Origin of the sequence: Allofournierella massiliensis, assembly GCF_964241245.1 — a bacterium.
GTDB lineage: Bacteria > Bacillota > Clostridia > Oscillospirales > Ruminococcaceae > Allofournierella > Allofournierella massiliensis.
Genome location: NZ_CAXSWZ010000002.1, coordinates 34,536 through 50,825 on the forward strand (window position 1 = coordinate 34,536; position 16,290 = coordinate 50,825).

Genomic DNA, 16,290 nt, shown 5'->3' on the forward strand with positions numbered 1-16,290 from the left:
GTTTATATGGTAGCACAGGTCAAACCGGGCCTGCCAAGGGTCAAAACGCGAAAAAATCCGGGCTTGCCAAGGGTCAAAATCGGCTTTCAGGCGGGCTTTTCGCGGCGGGGGAGGGGACGGCGAGAACGAGAAGGAAAAATGCCCCGTGCCGGAAAAGGCACGGGGCATTTGCTTTGCTTATTGATCGGAAGCTTCCGCCTTTTTGGTTGCGGGCTCCGGCTGTTTGGGGGCTTTTTCCGCTTTGGGTGCTTTTTCGGCTTTGGCTTCGGGGTTGGATTCCGCCTTTGCCTGGGCCGGAGCTTTGGCCGGTTCCTCTGCCTTTTGCACGGCCGGTTCCTCCGGCCGGGCGGGCGGGGTGTGGCCCGGCTGCTCCAGCGTTTTTTCCTCCAGCGTGGGGGCCGGGGGCGGGGGAACGTCCTCCACCAGAATGGTGAAGCCGTAGGGGTTCACCTCGGTATGCTTGCCGAAGGCCTCGGCCGCGATCAGCCGGGGCGACCGGTTCACGATGATGTCCGCCATCTGGGTGGGGCCGGTGCGGCGGTAGTGCAGCACGTCGCCCTCCGCCTTAATGATCTGCATCCCGCCCTCCGCGAAGGCGTCGCACTCCCGGCGCAGGTGGGCCAGCTGGCGCAGCACCGGGCGCACCCGGCTTTCGGTGGATTCCCAGTTGAAGTAGGACCGGTTGAAGGGGTCCCGGTAGCCCTGCATGGCAATTTCGTCGCCGTAATAGATGCTGGGCACGCCGGGCAGGGTGAAGATCATGGCGTAGGCCAGCCGCAGCAGCCGCACGCCGTGGTCGTACCGGTCCCGGGGCAGGGTGCGGCCGCTCTGCCAGTAGCGGTCCTTGCCGTCCGAGGGTTCGTCGGCAATGGCAGTGAGCGCCCGCTCGGTGTCGTGGGTGCTCATGAAGTTCATCAGGCAGTGCAGCGCCGGGGCCGGGTAATGCTCGCAGATGGCCATGATGTCCTCGGCGGTGTCCGCCGCGCTGCGGCCCTTCAGAAAGCCCAGCACCGCGTTGCGGAAGGGGTAGTTCATCACCGCGTCCAGCCCCTTGCCCAGAAGGTAGGTGCGGCGCACGCCGTAGGCCTCCTTGGTGGTGGCGTCCTCCCACACCTCGCCCAGCAGGTAGCAGTCCGGCCCGTGGGCCTTCACCGCCTTGCGGATCTCCTCAATGAAATCGTCCGGCAGCTCGTCGGCCACGTCCAGCCGGAAGCCGGACGCGCCGAGACTCAGCCAGGTGTCGATCACGCCGCCGGAGCCGCAGATGAACTCCCGGTAGCCCGGGTCGTTTTCCTGCACCTCGGGCAGGCTCTCGAAGCCCCACCAGCTGCGGTAGCCGCAGGCGTAGTTGGGGCTGAAGTCGAACCAGCTCCGGTAGGGGCTTTGGGGGTCGTGGTAGGCGCCGCCCGGGCCGTAGCGGCCCTCCCGGTTGAAGAAGATGGAATCCGAGCCGGTGTGGCTGAACACGCCGTCCAGAATGATGCGGATGCCCTGCCGGCGGGCCGCGGCGCACAGCTGGCGGAATTCCTCCTTTGTGCCCAGCAGCGGATCCGGGTTCAGGTAGTCGGCGGTGTTGTAGCGGTGGTTGGAATGGGCCTCAAAGATGGGGTTCAGGTAGATCCAGCTGACCCCCAGCTCCTTTAAGTAGGGCAGCTTTTCCATGATGCCCGCAAAGTCGCCGCCGAAGTAGTCCATGTTCAGGTAGCCGCCCTCTTCGTTGGGCCAGAAGTAGGGCTCGCCGTGCTTGTTCTCCCGGTAGATGCGGTCGGAAAAGGGCATGGGCTTGTGCTTTCTGCCCTCATAGAACCGGTCCGGGAAGATCTGATACAGCACCCCGCCCTTGATGGGCGCGGGGGTGGCAAAATCCGCTTCGTACACGGTGAGCTGCCACCAGGGGCCGGTGGTCCAGCCCATCACCGCCTGGCCCATGGGGCCCCGGAAGAGCTTGCGAAAGTCGGAATACAGATCGAAATAGTAAAAATACAGCCCGGCCCCGCTCAGCGAAAGCGCCAGCGAAAACCGGTTCACGCCCTCCTCGCAGCCGTCGAAGGTCATGGCGTGGTGCACCGGCTCGCCGCCGTCCCGGATGAGCACCAGATGGGGGCGCACGAATCCGTAATCGTAGGGGATGGTGAGCCGGAAGGTGACCTCCTGGCCGGTTTTCACCGCGCCGAAGGGGGTTTTATAGGCCGGGTCGAAGCTGTTGTATAACTGATCCACACAAACACTCCCAGAACAAAGTTGCCGGCAGAGGCCGGGAAAAAGCGGATGTCGAACAGGAAAAAGGCCCCGGGGCCGGATCTCCGACGCCCGGGGCGAAGGACGGCCCGCAGGCCGCGTTAAATTGCAGAAAGAAAGGGGTTATTTCACAGGGTTTGCGCCCCAGATGTCGCGGGCGTAGTCCAGCACGGAACGGTCGGCGCTGAAGATGCCGCTGTTCGCGATGTTGGCCAGGCTCATCTGGTTCCAGCGGGTGCGGTCGGCATACAGCTTCTGCACGTCGGCCTGGGCGCGGCGGTAATCCTTGAAGTCGGCCATGACCATATAGGGGTCGCTGGTGCGCAGGTTGTTTACCACCTCGTGGAAGCTCTCGCCGTTCCAGCCCTTCTCCAGGAAGTTCAGCACCTCCATGGCCACCTCGTCGCTGTTGATGAACATGGTGGGATGGTAGCCGGTGGCCTTCATCTGGTTCACTTCCTCGGTGAGCATACCGAAGATGATCTCGTTCTCCTTGCCGGCAGCGGCGGCGATCTCCACGTTCGCGCCGTCCAGGGTGCCCAGCGTGATGGCGCCGTTCAGCATGAACTTCATGTTGCCGGTGCCGGAGGCCTCGGTGCCTGCCAGACTGATCTGCTCGCTCACCTCGCTGGCGGGCATCAGCCGTTCGGACAGGGACACGTTGTAGTCCTCCAGATAGACCACCCGCAGCTTCTCACGCACGGCGGGGTCGTTGTCGATCAGGGCGCCCAGCTTGCAGATCAGGCGGATCATCTGCTTGGCCATGTAGTAGCCGGGGGCGGCCTTCGCGCCGAAGATGTAGGTCTTGGGGGCGAACTCCGCATTGGGATGATCCTTCAGGTACAGGTACTGGGCGGCGATGTTCAGCGCGTTCAGGTGCTGGCGCTTGTACTCGTGCATGCGCTTGACCTGGCAGTCGAAGATGGAATTGGGGTCGATCACCTGACCGGTGGTCTTTTCCAGATAGGCGGCGAACTCGGCCTTGTTGGCCTTCTTCACGTCCTCCAGAGCCTTGAGAACGGTTTTGTCGTTCTTGTAGGCGTTGAGCTTTGCCAGCTGGGAAGCGTCGTGCTTGAAGCCCTCGCCGATGGTCTCGCTCAGCAGCCCCGTCAGGCCCGGGTTGGAGGCCAGCAGCCAGCGCCGGTAGGCGATGCCGTTGGTCACATTCTTGAAGGCCTGGGGCTTATACAGGTAGTAGTCGTGGAACACGCTGTCCTTGATGATCTGGCTGTGCAGCTTGGACACGCCGTTGATGGAGTGGCAGACGTAGCAGCAGATGTTGGCCATGCGAACCTGATTGTCGCCCAGAATGGCCATGTAGTTGATCTTGCCCCAGTCGCCGGGGAAGGCCTTTTCGAAGTCGGCGCGGCAGCGGCGGTCCATCTCCTCCACGATGGAGTAGATGCGGGGCAGGGTGGAACGGAAGATGTCCAGATTCCACTTCTCCAGCGCCTCGCTCATCACGGTGTGGTTGGTGTAGGCGAAGGTGCGGCGGCAGATGTCGAAGGCCTTATCCCAGTCGTAGCCGCACTCATCCAGCAGGATGCGCATCAGCTCGGGGATGGCCAGGGTGGGATGGGTGTCGTTCAGCTGGATGGCCGCCTTCTCGGGCAGGGTGTCCAGGCTGCCCCACTGGGACAGATGATTCTGGCAGATGTCGCCGATGGAAGCGGCGGACAGGAAGTACTGCTGGCGCAGGCGCAGAATCTTGCCCTCCCGGTGGTTGTCGTTGGGATACAGGATCTTGCTGATCAGCTCGGCGGAGGCGTTCTTGGTGATGGCGCTGCCATACTCGCCGGCGTTGAAGCTGTTCATATCGAAATCGGGGGCCTTGGCCTGCCACAGACGCAGCTTGGCAACGCCCTGTCCGTCGTAGCCCTGCACATACATGTCGCTGGGAACGGCGATCACGCTGTTGTAGTGGCGGTGGGTCACATGGTGGTAGCTGCCCTCCCAGCTCTCCTCGATGTCGCCGTCAAACTTGACCTCGATGCTCTGGTCGGGGTGGCTCTTCAGCCAGACCTGACCGCCGGGCAGCCAGTTGTCGGCCTTTTCCTGCTGCCAGCCGTCCACGATCTTCTGCTTGAAGATGCCGTACTCGTACAGGATGGAATAGCCGGTGCCGGCGATGCCGGTGGTGGCCATGCCGTCCAGATAGCAGGCGGCCAGGCGGCCCAGACCGCCGTTGCCCAGGCCTGCATCCGGCTCTTCCTCATAGATGCTCTCCACCTTGATGCCGGCGTCGGCCAGAACAGCCTCGGCCACTTCGTTCAGGCCCAGGTTGAACAGGCTGGTCTTCAGGCTGCGGCCCATCAAAAACTCCATGCACAGGTAGTACACCTGCTTTGCGCCGGTGCCGTAGGCGCGGCTCTGGAACTTTTTGTGCTGGGCGCTCATCAGCCGGCGGGCGATGATGGCCAGCGCACGGTAAATCTGCTGATTGCTGGCCACGTCCAGCGTGGTGCCATATTCACTGTTCAGCCGCTCCTTGAGCAGCTTGTCAAATTCTTTCTTGGTGTATTTCGTCAACGTCTCTCCACTCCTCATTTTCAAAGTAGGTCGCTGCCAAAAAACTAAGGGTCAAAGGGATGATCCGGCACGCGGGGCGCTCCCCCTTTCCGGGAGGGCCGGGGCCGGGCGGCCTGGCAGCAGGGCTGCACACAGTAAACGGCACCGCAGGATTTCCGGAATGCGGATCATGCAGGGCCGCTCTTTTATTTTACCAATTTATCGGGCCTGTTTCAAGAAAAAATACGTTTTCGGTAAACATATCCTGTGCTCCAAAGGGCAAAAAGGCACGATGCGACAAAAAAAGGGGTTTTCTGTGGGGGTGCTTTATACTATAATAAAGGTCAAGGCTGCGGCCGGCGAACGCCTGCCGGGTCGCCGCCGAAATTTACTCCGCACCGTTTGGCGTGGAGCTTTGTGAAAGAAGAGGGATTGTATTATGCCGGTTACCAAAGTGAAGCTGACCATCTGCGGGTCCAACTATATTGTATCCACCACCGATTCCGAAGAATATGTGAACCAGCTGGCCGAACGGCTGGACAATGATATGACCGAGATCATGACCCAGAACCCCAGCGCCAGCGTGGCCGCCAGCGCCGTGATCAGCGCGCTGAGCTATCTGGACGAGCTGAACAAGAACGCCTCCAGCACCGACAACATGCGCGCCCAGATCAAGGATTATCTGGAGGACGCCGCCAAGGCCAAGCTGGACGCGGAGCACGCCCGCCGTGAGGTGGAGAAGCTGACCGCCGAGCTGGAGGCTCTGAAGGCAAAGCAGGCCGCCGCTGAAGCCGCCGCCCAGGCCGCTGCCCAGGCGGAAGCTGCCGCCGAAGCCGAGCCCGCCGGCGAGGAAACCCCTGCCAACGAGGAGAGCAATGAACAGTAACGCACCCATGGAAATTCTGGCCCCCGCCGGCAATATGGACGCGCTGACCGCCGCGGTTTACAGCGGGGCGAACGCGGTGTATCTGGGCCTGAAGCGGTTCAGCGCCCGGCGCACCGCCGGCAACTTTGATGCAGACGAGCTGCGGCAGGCGGTGAGCTTCTGCCACGGCCGCGGCGTGAAGGTGTATGTGGCCATCAACACCACCGCCCACCCGGCGGAGGTGGAGGGCCTGTGTGACGCGCTGGCCGACGTGTGCGCCGCCGGGGCGGACGCGGTGATTCTGCAGGATCTGGCGGTGGCGGCCCTTGCCCGCCGCATGGCCCCCGACCTGCCCATCCACGGCTCCACCCAGATGAGCGTGCACACGCTGGAGGGTGCGCTGGAGCTGGCCGAGCTGGGCTTCTCCCGGGTGATTCTGGCCCGGGAGCTGAGCCTTGCCGAAATTGAGCACATCGCCAAAAACTGCCCCATCGAGGTGGAGGTGTTCGTGCACGGCGCGCTGTGCATGAGCGTTTCCGGCCAGTGCTACATGAGCGCCTTTCTGGGCGGACGCAGCGGCAACCGGGGCGGCTGCGCCGGGCCCTGCCGCCTGCCCTTTGCGGCGGACGGCTCCGGGGCCTGCCATCTGAGCCTGAAGGATCTTTCCGCCGTGGGCAGTCTGCCCGCGCTGGCCGCCGCCGGTGTGGTGAGCGCCAAGATCGAGGGGCGGCTGCGTGGCCCCGAGTATGTGGCCGCGGCAGTGAACGCCTGCCGCCAGTCGCTGGCCGGGCAGGCTTACGATGAGCAGGTTTTACAGAATGTATTTTCCCGTTCTGGTTTTACGAATGGTTACATCGAAGGGAAGATCAACGGCACCATGTTCGGAGTGCGCACCGCTGAGGACAGCGCCGCCAGCAAGGCGGTGATGCCCGCGCTGCGGGAGCTGTACCGCCGGGAGATGCCCCGGGTGCCGGTGCGCTTTACCCTGTATTGCGAAGAGGAGGGCTGCAAGCTCACCGCCGCCGACGGCGAGGGCAACACCGCCATCGCCTACACCCAGAACGCCCCTCAGAAGGCGGAAAAGGACCAGCGCAGCGCCATCGAGCGGGCGCTGGGCAAGACCGGCGGCACGCCCTTCTATCTGGAGAGCCTGACCATTGAGGGCGAGCCGGGCTATCTGCCGGGCAGCGAGTGGAACGAGGTGCGCCGGGCGGCGCTGGAAAGCCTGCTCAAAAAGCGCAGCGCAATTAAGCCCTGGGCGTTTACCCGACTGCCCCTGCCCGCCGCCCAGCGGCATTCCCTGCCCGCCAAACTGCCCCTCTGGGGCCGGTTCGAGCACTGGGGGCAGCGGCCGGAAAACGCCGAGAGCCTTGCCGGGCTGATCGTTCCGGTGTTTGAGGCGGAGAAGGTTCCCCAGAACCTGCGGGCCAAGACCGTGCTGGAGCTGCCCCGGGCCATGTTCGGGGCCATGGAGGAAGCGGTGGCCAAGGCCATCGCGGCCACGGAAAACGGGGGCTTTGCCGGGTATCTGGCCCAGAACATCGCCCATTTCCGGCTGGCAAAGGGCCTGCCCCTCTACGGCGGGTTCGGGCTGAACATCACCAACCCCCTTGCCGCCGATACTTACAAACAGCTGGGCCTGCGGGCCATGACCGTGCTGCCCGAGGTGCCCTTCAACGAGATGGCGGCCATCGCCCCCGGCGTGCCCACCTGGGCGCTGGTCTACGGCCACATGCCCCTGATGCTCACCCGGGCCTGTCCCCTGCAGAACGTGACCGACTGCGCCCGCTGCGACAAAAAGGGAGAACTCACCGACCGCAAGAACAAGCACTTCCCGGTGCGCTGCGGCGGCGGTGTGCGTCAGGTCTACAACCCGGTGCCCCTGTATCTGGGCGACCGGGCCGGAGAGGTGCCTGCAGACGCGGGCGTGCTGCTGTTCACCATCGAGAGCAAAGAGCAGGCGGCGAAGGTCATCGACCGGTACCGCAAGGGCGAGACCTGGCCCGGCGAGTTCACCCGGGGCCTGTATTATAAACCGGCTCAATAATTCCGGGGCGGCTCCGCACCCTTCCTGCCGGAAGGGATGTGAAATTGCAAACAGTAATATAGATTAGAGTTTCAACAGAAAGGAAATATCCTTCCCATGGAGATCCCATACATCCTCACCCGGCCGGGGGCCAAGGCCCCGGCCTACGCCACCCCCGGCGCGGCGGCCGCCGACCTGTGCGCCGCGCTGGACGCACCCCTCACGCTGGCCCCCGGCCAGCGGGCCATCATTCCCACCGGCGTGGCGGTGCAGCTGCCCGGCCCCCAGTGGGTGGCCCTGCTCTGCGCCCGCAGCGGCCTTGCGGTGAAGCGGGGGCTGACCCTTTCCAACGGGGTGGGCGTCATCGATTCCGACTACCGGGGCGAGATCGGCGCCGGTGTGGTGAATCTGGGCGAGGAGCCGGTGACCGTGGAGCCCGGCGAGCGGGTGGCCCAGCTGATGATCCTGCCGGTGGCCCAGGGCACCTTTGTGCAGGCCGAAACGCTGGACGATACCCACCGGGGCGCGGGGGGCTTTGGCTCCACCGGCCGCCTGTGAGCGGGGCAAAGGAGAAAACGACCCATGAAAAACGCTTTGTTTCTGTGTTTCTGCCTGCTGGCGGGCGTGATCGCCGGCGGGCTGCTGGCCCAGGTGTGCGCCGGGGTGCCGACCCTTTCCTGGCTGGCCTACTCCAAGGCGCTGCGGTTTGCGCCCCAGCTGGATCTGAGCGTGCTGCGCCTGAATCTGGATTTCGTGATGGAGCTCAGCGTGGCGCAGGTTCTGGCGCTGGCGCTGGCCATCTTTGTGTATCACCGGGTGGAGATCTGAGCTCCGCCCGCTTCGCCCTGGGCTCATGGCCCGGGCTTTTTTGTGGGAATGCCCCATGGGCAGCCCTTTCTAAAAAAATTTACCGTCACTTGAAATAAACCAAAGGAGAAAATCGTTATGTCATTGATCCTCGCATCCGGAAGCCCCCGCCGCAAAGAGCTGCTGGCCATGATCTGCCCGGAGTTTTCCGTGATTACCAGTGAGGTGGACGAGTCCGCCATCACCGCCCCCACCCCCGCCGAGACCGCTCTGGCCCTGGCCACCGCGAAGTGCAAAGCCGTGGCCAAGGAGCACCCGGAGGATGTGGTCATCGGCTGCGACACCGTGGTGGACTGCGGCGGCCACATCTTCGGCAAGCCCGCCGACCGGAACGCCGCCGTGGCCATGCTGCGGGAGCTGTCCGGCAAGGGGCATCAGGTGCACACCGGCGTGTGCGTGTGCAAGGGTGATGTGTGCAGGAGCCTTGTGGCCACCAGCACCGTGCGCTTTTACCCCATTGAGGAGGCGGCCATTCAGGCCTATGTGGACACCCCCGAACCCTACGACAAGGCCGGCGGCTACGCCATTCAGGGCACCGCGGCCCTGTTCTGCGAGGGCATCGACGGCTGCTACTACAACATCATGGGCCTGCCGGTTTCCCGCCTGGCCCGGCTGCTGCGGGAGTTCGGCATCTGAAAGCGGGCAAAAGTGGGAAAAACGGGGCAAAAGCGGGCAAAAAGTTTGAAGAAATTGAAAAAAGAGCCCCGCGCCCGTTGAGAATGCTTTCGCGGGCGGGTATAATAAGGTAGAATGCCCGTACGACGACCCGGCCGAGACCGGAAACCGGCGGCGGTGCGTTTTTTTGATTTTTATTCCGGCCATTTAAAATAGAGTGTGCGCCTCGGTGTGAGGCCTGTGAGAAAAGGAGAAACGAGTTTATGTTCAGCAAGGATATCGGAATCGACCTCGGAACCGCCAATACCCTGGTTTACCTGCGGGGCAAGGGCATCATCATGCGGGAGCCCAGCGTGGTTGCCGTGGACACCAAGACCGACGAGGTGCGCAGCGTTGGCCACGAGGCCAAGGCGGTCATCGGCCGTACCCCCGGCAGCATCATGGCGGTTCGCCCCCTGAAGGACGGCGTGATCGCCGACTTCGACATCACCGCCAACATGCTGGCCCGCTTCATCAAGAAGGTGTGCGGCAACAGCATGTTCTTCCGCCCCCGCGTGGTCATCTGCATCCCCTCCGGCGTGACCGAGGTGGAGCGCCGCGCCGTGAAGGAGGCTGCCCTGAAGGCGGGCGCCCGTCAGGTGAGCGTGATCGAGGAGCCCATGGCTGCCGCCATCGGCGCCGGTCTGCCCATCAGCGAGCCCTCCGGCAGCATGGTGGTGGACATCGGCGGCGGCACCAGCGAGGTGGCCGTGATCAGCCTGGGCGGCATCGTGGCGGCCCGCAGCGTTCGTGTGGGCGGCGATGAGTTCGATCAGGCCATCATTGCCTACATCAAGCGCAAGTACAACCTGCTGATCGGTGAGCGCACCGCCGAGCAGATCAAGATCGAAATCGGCTCCGCCTACGAACTGGAGGAGGAGAAGGAGATGGAGATCAAGGGCCGCAACCTGGTGGACGGCCTGCCCAAGAACATCACCGTTCACTCCGAGGAGATCCGCGACGCGCTGGCCGAGAGCCTGCAGAAGGTTGTGGACGCCATCAAGGAGACTCTGGAGCGCACCCCGCCCGAGCTGAGCGCCGACATCATCGACCACGGCATCATGCTCACCGGCGGCGGCGCACTGCTGCGCGGCCTGGATGAGCTGGTTCACCGTGAGACCGGCATCGACGTGCATGTGGCCGAGACCCCGCTGGACTGCGTGGCCGCCGGCACCGGCGCCGTGCTGGATCACATCGACCTGCTGGGCGACGTGCTGGACGACAACTCCTCTCACTTCTGATTCAAGCCGCAGGGCCGCGCCCTGCCTTGGCAGACGCACAACACCGGCGCGGGCGGCCCAGGCCGGGCGGCCCGCGCCTTTCTTTACTTCAGGCAACACCCCGCAATTCACGCCCGATGGGCTCAGGCGGCGCACTCCACCACCTGGAATTGTGCGGTGCTGCCTTCTATCTCTGAACATTGGAACACGCCGGGGCAGTGCGCCGTTTTGACGCAGCGGCCCCGGCAAAACCAGGGAGGTGAGCCCGCTGAAGGACTTTTTCAATACCGGAAAATTCAAGGCCCTTGTGGCGCTGGCGGTGCTGCTGGGCGGCATCATGGCCTGGGCCGGGGCCAACGGGCGGCTGGCCAGCGCGCCGGAGCAGATCCTGAGCGCGGTGCTTTCGCCCTTCCAGAAGGGGGCCAGCGCCGTGAGCGGCGGCGTGGACGGCCTTTTGGACAAATACGCCCGCATCGACTCCATCATCGCTGAAAACGAGGCGCTGAAGGAGGAAAACTGGGAGCTGCAGGATAAGCTGGTGGAATACGACCGGCTCAAGGCCGAGAACGACGCCTACAGGGAGCGTGACCGGCTGGAGGACGACAGCCCCGAATACACCTATGTTTCCGCCTTTGTGATCGGCCGCGACCCGCTGGAACAGTTCGGCGGCTTCACCATCGACCTTGGCACGCTGGACGGCGTGCAGCAGGGCGACGTGGTGGTGAGCGATCAGGGGTATCTGGTGGGCCGCGTGCTGGAGACGGGCCCCGCGTCCAGCAAGGTGATGACCATTCTGCAGCCCGGCTCCTATGTGGCCTGCGTGGTCAGCCGCACCCGCGACACCGGCAACCTGAACGGCAATTCCGCCTATGCGTCGGACGGCCGCTGCGTGCTGGAGAACCTCTCCCGCGATACGCTGGCCCAGGTGGGCGACCAGATCATCACCACCGGCCTTGGCGGCGAGTTCCCGGCGGATATCCGGGTGGGCACCATCGAGGAGATCCTGCCCGAGGAGAGCGGCCGCTCCTCCATCGCGGTGATCGAGCCCGGCGCCGACGTGAACAACGTGAAGCATGTGTTCGTGATCACCGATTTTGAAACCGCCTACGGCCAGCAGGCCGAGGAAAACCAGACCGCCTCCGACGCCCAGCCGGAAAGCTGAGCGCCGCGGGCTGCCAACGAAAGGGGGCGCGCTGCATGACGAGCCGCCGCAAACGGAATTTGATTCTGCTGGCCAAATGGGCCTGCTACTTTTTGATTTTGCTCATTGCGGCCACCCTGCAAAGCCTGCCGGGCTTTCTGTCCATCTTCGGGGTGCGGCCGCTGTTCATTCTGCCGGTGTGCCTGGCGGTGGCCATCTACGAGGGCGAGTATCCCGGCGCGCTGCTGGCGGTGGCCGGCGGCTTTCTGTGGGACTGGACCGCCAGCCGGGTCGGCGGCCTGATGGCCCTGGGCCTGATGGCCATCTGCTTTGCCGCCGCCGTGGTGGTGGAGCTGTATCTGCGGGTGAACACCGTGAACTTCATTCTGGTGAACGCCGCCTGCTGCCTGCTGGTCACCGGCATGGACTTTCTGTTCTACTACCTGATGCCCGGTTACAGCGGGGCGATGGAGCGGTACCTGACCACGGTGCTGCCCATGGTGATCTACACGGCGGTGCTTTCGCCCCTGGCCATGATGGCGGTGCGCCGGGTGGCCGGGCATTTCGTGCCCGAACAGTAACCGGAAGGGAGGCCGGCCGATGGACCAGAAAAGCGTGTTCCGCCGCGTGGGCGGACTGATCGGGATCAGCCTTGTGGTGCTGGGCATTATCCTGCTGCGGCTGGTGGAATTCCAGCTGGTGAACGGCGAGGAATACAAAAGCCAGGCCCAGAGCGTGACCAACTATAAATTCAACATCCCCGCCGCCCGGGGCGAGATCGTGGACCGTTACGGCCGCGCCCTTGCCTCCAACGCGGTGGGCTACGACCTTGTGATCAATCAGCTGATGCTCACCGGCGACGTGAACCAGCTGGTGATGGATCTGGTGGAGATTCTGCAGAGCTGCGGCGAGGAATGGAACGACACCATGCCCGTGAGCAGCCCGGACGAAAGCGGCCACTACACCTTCACCGACGGGGACGACACCTCCGCCCAGAGCCGGCTGGCCAAGCTGAAGGAGAACATCGAGCTGCAGCAGTACGCCACCGCCGATCAGGTGATGGCAAAGCTGGTGGAGCGCTACAAGCTGGAGGACTACGACCCCCGGTGGCAGCGGATCCTGGCCGGCGTGCGCTACCAGATGCAGCTGGAGGATTTCAGCGCCAGCAACAGCTTCACCCTTGCCAGCGACATCTCCAACCAGACGGTGGCCATGGTCAAGGAGCGCAGCCTGAGCCTTGCGGGCGCCGAGATCATCGAGACCACCCACCGGGTGTATGAGGACGGCACCCTGCTGCCCCATTATCTGGGCAGCGTGGGCAGCATCACCAGCGAGCAGTGGTGGGTGGAGGACGAAAACGGCAACGTGACCACCCCCTTAAAGGACGCGGGCTACAACATGAACGACCTGATCGGCCAGTCCGGCGTGGAAAAATACGCCGAGGACCGGCTGCGGGGCAAGGAAGGCACCCAGCAGGTGAGCCGCGACAAGAGCGGCGTGGTGGTGGGCACCCAGATGCTGGTGGACCCCCAGCCCGGCGAGACGGTGGTGCTGACCATCGACAAGGACCTGCAGAAGAGCCTGAACGAGCAGCTGGAGGCCCTGATTCTGGAGATGCAGCAGACCAAGGAGCCCACCAAGGACAAGGAGGTCACCTCCGGCTCGGCGGTGGTCATCGACGTGAAAACCGGCGGGATTCTGGCCATTGCCAACTACCCCAGCTACGATCTGAACCTGTATAAGACCAATTACAGCGCCTACAGCTCGGATCCCAACACCCCGCTGCTGAGCCGGGCAACCACCGGCCTGTACGCCCCCGGCTCCACCTTCAAGCCGGCGGTGGCGCTGGCGGGCCTGCTGGGCGGCATCGTGACCCCCGAGGACACGGTGAACTGCACCCGCGTGTACGACTTCTACACCGACTACAAGCCCGTGTGCCAGCAGCTGGGCCCCCACAGCGGCCCCACCAACCTGACCGAGGCCCTGACCCACAGCTGCAACATCTATTTCTATGACGTGGGCCGCCGGGTGGGGCTGGAAAACTTCGACGAGATGGCAACCAGCCTGGGCCTTGCCACCAAGACCGGCTTTGAGCTGGGCGAGTCCACCGGCAACCTGACCCACACCACCGACGAAAACTACGGCAAGGGCCTGGAGCTGCAGGCGGCCATCGGCCAGGGCAACACCCAGGTGACACCCATCCAGCTGGCCACCTACGCGGCCACCCTGGCCAACAAGGGCACCCGTCACTCCACCCACATCATCTCCGGCTACCGGGACAGCAACACCGGCGAGCTGATCGAAGAGGTGGAGCCGGTGGTGGCCGAGCAGATCGAGGATAACATCGGCGCCTTCGACGCGGTGGAACAGGGCATGCAGGGCGCCGCGCGGGACAGCAGCGCCCTGCGGGATTACCCGCTGAACATCGCCGTCAAGACCGGCAGCCCCCAGCGCTGGGAGCGGGACGAAAAGGGCAACTACGCCTACACCAACACCGCGGTCATCGCCTACGGCCCGGTGGAGGATCCCCAGCTGGCCATCGGCATCGTGCTGGAATGGGGCGGCGGCGGTTCCAACGGCCTGCCGCTGGTGCGCAGCATCTTCGACAGCTACTATTATACCCAGAGCGAGGGCCTGGAGCCCGAGTCCGAGGGCGTGCTGCTGCCCTGATAACGGGCGGCAGGCAACGCCGCACACAGCATTCCCCCGGGGCACGGCGGGCCGCTTGGTACGCCGTGCCCATTTGTGTCTGCAAGGGGGCGGTTCTCTCGGGTAAAAACGGCGAAAAGAAGAGCGAAAAACACATTTTTTTGGCTTAAATACACAAAGCACAACTTGCTATCGCCCCCGCTTTGTGCTATCATGTTAATATAGGTGCATCATAGGCACCTGTATACCATTTTTCGTTGATCCCGGCCCCATCCCGGCCGAAAAAAGGAGGTCCGACCCGTGGCCGCACAGATCATTATGGTGGCCTCCGGCAAGGGCGGCACAGGAAAAAGCACCGTGTCGGTGCTGCTGGGCAGCCGCCTGGCTGCCGCGGGCAAAAAGGTCCTGCTCATCGAGCTGGACAGCGGCCTGCGCAGCGTGGACATCATCGCCGGGGCCGCGGGCCGCACCGTGTACGACATTTCGGATGTGCTGTGCGGCCGGTGCGACTGGCGCAAGGCCATTGTGGAAAGCCCGGTCTACAAAGGGCTTTCGCTGATCAGCGCCCCCTACGAGCGGGGAAACGTACAGCCCCAGCAGCTGGCAAAGCTCACGCGGAAGATGGCCAAACACTACGACTTCATTCTGGTGGACACCGCCGCCGGTCTGGGCGCGCCCTTTGCGGCCGCCATGGTGGTGAGCCAGATGGCGCTGCTGGTGCTCACGCCGGACCCGGTGGCTTTGCGGGACGGCCACATTGCCGCCGACGTACTGTATGAGGGCGGATTTACCAACGTTCGCCTGGTGGTGAACCGGGTAGGTCCCTCCACCTTCGACAAGGGCGCGGTGGCCGACCTGGACGAGTGCATCGACACGGTGGCCGTGCAGCTGATCGGGGTCATCCCGGAGAGCGCGGCCCTGCTGAAAAGCACCGCCGCCGGCGAGGCTTTGCCGGAGAATACCCTGGCATGGCGGGCGTTTGACAATCTGGCCCGCCGTATTCTGGGCCAGCAGGTTCCGCTGGCCGTGCGCTGAAAGGCGCATCCAAATTGTTTTGCCCATGCTGCGGCATGGTTTCCCATTTGTTTGATCCACTTCGGGCGAGCCCCGGCGGTTCGCCCCCATAGAGGCAATCCCCCATAAAGGTTTGGAGAAGGTGCGTGCCGCCCGGGCACGCCAGAACGTTAGCTTGTTTTAAGAAGGAGGGCGTTACGTCCATGAACATCGCATTGATCGCGCATGACGCGAAGAAGGAATTGATGGTGCAGTTCTGCATCGCTTATTGCCGGGTGCTCAGCCAGCACAACCTGCTGGCCACCGGTACCACCGGCAAGCTGGTGAGCGAGGCCACCGGCCTGCCCATCCAGTGCTTTTTGTCCGGCGTGCACGGGGGTGATCAACAGATCGCGGCCCGCATCGCCTGCAACGAGATCGACCTGCTTCTGTTCTTCCGCGATCCCATCAGTGCGAAACCGCACGAACCCAACGAGATGAACCTGCTGCGCCTGTGCGACGTGCGCAACATTCCCATCGCCACCAACATCGCCACCGCCGAAGTGCTGATCCACGGCCTGGAGCGGGGCGACCTGGAGTGGCGCAACATTGTCAATCCGCCCCAGCACTGATATGCCGGAGCGCCGAGACCAAGCAAAAACGGGGCTTTTCGGCATCTGCCGAAAGGCCCTTTTGCGTTTACGGGCGGGGATCGACCGGCTGGGGATTTCGCCCCGGCGGGGAAAGCAGGCCCTGCTTGTGGTGGGGATCGGGGCGCTGTATGCCCTCGAGACCCAGACCCTGGGCCTGTTCGTGCCCTGTCCCTTCCACCGGCTGACCGGGCTCAAATGCCCGGCCTGCGGCATCACCACCGCCATTCTGGCCCTGCTGCACGGGGATGTGGGGGCGGCCTTTGCCGCGAATCCGGGCCTTGCGTTCAGCCTGCCGGTGCTTGCGCCCTGGCTGGTCTGGGTGTTTTTGGGCTGGCTGCGGGAAACCCCTGCCCGGGGCCGTGCGGTGAACGCGGTGGGCGTGGGGCTGATTATCTATTTTGCAGTCTGGGGCGTATGGCGCAACCTTGCGCCCCTGCTGGGCTTTTGTTGAAGCCTTGAATTTTTTTCGCTGACAG

At 63.9% G+C, this 16,290-nt stretch carries 15 protein-coding genes; 13 read left to right on the forward strand and 2 right to left on the reverse strand.

All coding sequences use genetic code 11. The features are described from left to right. Window positions 1-177: 177 nt before the first annotated feature. Together ACESYO_RS01420 and ACESYO_RS01425 are read right to left on the reverse strand one after the other, a co-directional pair. On the reverse strand, window positions 178-2,220 hold the full coding sequence (locus tag ACESYO_RS01420) for a glycoside hydrolase family 13 protein (protein ID WP_373209255.1): 2,043 nt from the start codon (window positions 2,218-2,220) through the stop codon (window positions 178-180). Window positions 2,221-2,361: 141 nt separating this feature from the next. Continuing rightward, window positions 2,362-4,785 carry a glycogen/starch/alpha-glucan phosphorylase gene (locus tag ACESYO_RS01425; protein WP_276871312.1) on the reverse strand — a complete coding sequence of 808 codons (2,424 nt, stop codon included), beginning with the start codon at window positions 4,783-4,785 and terminating at the stop codon, window positions 2,362-2,364. Between the two features lie 142 nt (window positions 4,786-4,927). On the opposite strand from ACESYO_RS01425, the gene ACESYO_RS01430 reads away from it, so the two are divergent. The 13 genes from ACESYO_RS01430 to ACESYO_RS01490 all read left to right on the forward strand — a co-directional run bounded on the left by ACESYO_RS01430 (window position 4,928) and on the right by ACESYO_RS01490 (window position 16,265). Further along, window positions 4,928-5,167: a hypothetical protein gene (locus ACESYO_RS01430; protein WP_276871301.1), complete on the forward strand. Its 240-nt coding sequence runs from the start codon at window positions 4,928-4,930 to the stop codon at window positions 5,165-5,167. Between the two features lie 18 nt (window positions 5,168-5,185). Then, window positions 5,186-5,632, forward strand: coding sequence for a cell division protein ZapA (locus tag ACESYO_RS01435; RefSeq protein ID WP_276871302.1), 447 nt, complete (start codon window positions 5,186-5,188; stop codon window positions 5,630-5,632). Beyond that, complete coding sequence (locus ACESYO_RS01440) at window positions 5,622-7,658, forward strand: U32 family peptidase (protein ID WP_058964148.1); 2,037 nt, start codon at window positions 5,622-5,624, stop codon at window positions 7,656-7,658. Before ACESYO_RS01435 ends, ACESYO_RS01440 begins: the two co-directional genes overlap by 11 nt. Window positions 7,659-7,754: 96 nt before the next feature. After that, a complete protein-coding gene (gene dut, locus ACESYO_RS01445) occupies window positions 7,755-8,195 on the forward strand; it encodes a dUTP diphosphatase (protein WP_058964149.1) in 441 nt (146 codons plus the stop codon). Window positions 8,196-8,219: 24 nt separating this feature from the next. Beyond that, entirely contained in the window at window positions 8,220-8,465 is a 246-nt protein-coding gene (locus ACESYO_RS01450; RefSeq protein WP_058964150.1) for a DUF4321 domain-containing protein, read from the forward strand. A 117-nt stretch (window positions 8,466-8,582) separates the two neighbouring features. Continuing rightward, window positions 8,583-9,140, forward strand: coding sequence for a Maf family protein (locus tag ACESYO_RS01455; RefSeq protein ID WP_373209256.1), 558 nt, complete (start codon window positions 8,583-8,585; stop codon window positions 9,138-9,140). A gap of 242 nt (window positions 9,141-9,382) precedes the next feature. Then, window positions 9,383-10,399 (forward strand): rod shape-determining protein, encoded by a 1,017-nt coding sequence (gene mreB / locus ACESYO_RS01460; RefSeq protein WP_058964152.1) that lies wholly within the window; start codon window positions 9,383-9,385, stop codon window positions 10,397-10,399. 238 nt (window positions 10,400-10,637) lie between these two features. Further along, a complete protein-coding gene (gene mreC / locus ACESYO_RS01465) occupies window positions 10,638-11,540 on the forward strand; it encodes a rod shape-determining protein MreC (RefSeq protein ID WP_077138540.1) in 903 nt (300 codons plus the stop codon). A 35-nt stretch (window positions 11,541-11,575) separates the two neighbouring features. After that, entirely contained in the window at window positions 11,576-12,100 is a 525-nt protein-coding gene (gene mreD, locus ACESYO_RS01470) for a rod shape-determining protein MreD (RefSeq protein ID WP_058964153.1), read from the forward strand. Window positions 12,101-12,119: 19 nt separating this feature from the next. Continuing rightward, entirely contained in the window at window positions 12,120-14,189 is a 2,070-nt protein-coding gene (locus ACESYO_RS01475; RefSeq protein ID WP_373209257.1) for a penicillin-binding transpeptidase domain-containing protein, read from the forward strand. Window positions 14,190-14,468: 279 nt separating this feature from the next. Then, window positions 14,469-15,203: an AAA family ATPase gene (locus tag ACESYO_RS01480; protein WP_270913645.1), complete on the forward strand. Its 735-nt coding sequence runs from the start codon at window positions 14,469-14,471 to the stop codon at window positions 15,201-15,203. A 182-nt stretch (window positions 15,204-15,385) separates the two neighbouring features. After that, window positions 15,386-15,793, forward strand: coding sequence for a methylglyoxal synthase (locus tag ACESYO_RS01485; RefSeq protein WP_058964155.1), 408 nt, complete (start codon window positions 15,386-15,388; stop codon window positions 15,791-15,793). A 61-nt stretch (window positions 15,794-15,854) separates the two neighbouring features. Next, the gene (locus ACESYO_RS01490) at window positions 15,855-16,265 is read left to right on the forward strand and encodes a DUF2752 domain-containing protein (RefSeq protein WP_283129146.1); all 411 of its coding nucleotides are present in this window, start codon (window positions 15,855-15,857) and stop codon (window positions 16,263-16,265) included. Window positions 16,266-16,290 lie beyond the last annotated feature (25 nt).

Excerpts from the sequence above, each read along its gene's own strand:
- mreD (WP_058964153.1), top strand. The coding sequence starts at position 11,576 with ATGACGAGCCGCCGCAAACGGAATTTGATTCTGCTGGCCAAATGGGCC.
- ACESYO_RS01425 (WP_276871312.1), bottom strand. The coding sequence starts at position 4,785 with ATGAGGAGTGGAGAGACGTTGACGAAATACACCAAGAAAGAATTTGAC.
- ACESYO_RS01435 (WP_276871302.1), top strand. The coding sequence starts at position 5,186 with ATGCCGGTTACCAAAGTGAAGCTGACCATCTGCGGGTCCAACTATATT.
- ACESYO_RS01485 (WP_058964155.1), top strand. The coding sequence starts at position 15,386 with ATGAACATCGCATTGATCGCGCATGACGCGAAGAAGGAATTGATGGTG.
- ACESYO_RS01440 (WP_058964148.1), top strand. The coding sequence starts at position 5,622 with ATGAACAGTAACGCACCCATGGAAATTCTGGCCCCCGCCGGCAATATG.
- ACESYO_RS01475 (WP_373209257.1), top strand. The coding sequence starts at position 12,120 with ATGGACCAGAAAAGCGTGTTCCGCCGCGTGGGCGGACTGATCGGGATC.
- ACESYO_RS01450 (WP_058964150.1), top strand. The coding sequence starts at position 8,220 with ATGAAAAACGCTTTGTTTCTGTGTTTCTGCCTGCTGGCGGGCGTGATC.
- ACESYO_RS01430 (WP_276871301.1), top strand. The coding sequence starts at position 4,928 with ATGCGGATCATGCAGGGCCGCTCTTTTATTTTACCAATTTATCGGGCC.
- mreB (WP_058964152.1), top strand. The coding sequence starts at position 9,383 with ATGTTCAGCAAGGATATCGGAATCGACCTCGGAACCGCCAATACCCTG.
- ACESYO_RS01455 (WP_373209256.1), top strand. The coding sequence starts at position 8,583 with ATGTCATTGATCCTCGCATCCGGAAGCCCCCGCCGCAAAGAGCTGCTG.
- dut (WP_058964149.1), top strand. The coding sequence starts at position 7,755 with ATGGAGATCCCATACATCCTCACCCGGCCGGGGGCCAAGGCCCCGGCC.